The sequence below is a fragment of the Streptomyces regalis genome, from assembly GCF_001509475.1.
GTDB lineage: Bacteria > Actinomycetota > Actinomycetes > Streptomycetales > Streptomycetaceae > Streptomyces > Streptomyces regalis.
In genome coordinates this window covers 1-280 of record NZ_LLZG01000313.1, presented here as the reverse complement: position 1 = coordinate 280, position 280 = coordinate 1, and the positions used below count along the sequence as shown (strand labels likewise).

Sequence of the window (280 nt, the reverse complement as noted above, 5' to 3'; positions counted from 1 at the left end):
AAGGTGCGCACCAGGTGATGGCTCGGGAAGCGGCGCTCGACCGCCACGTTGCGCAGCTGGTACAGCGCGACGACGACCGCAGCCACCGCAAGCTGACCGTAGACGAAGTCGAGAACATGGGCGCCGACGGGACCGGTGGCCCTGACCATCCGGCCCACCAGCCACGACGGGTCGCCCAGTGCGTGATCGGCGGTTGCCACGTACTGGTCGAGCACCGCCGGGCGGGTCTTGGACGTGATGAGCAGCCAGGTGTCGCCCGTCTTGCGGCCGGCCACCAGCA

At 69.6% G+C, this 280-nt stretch carries 1 pseudogene; it reads right to left on the bottom strand.

The window, feature by feature from the left end:
- Positions 1–280: pseudogene (locus tag ADL12_RS27595) on the bottom strand (inositol phosphorylceramide synthase); the annotation flags it as partial.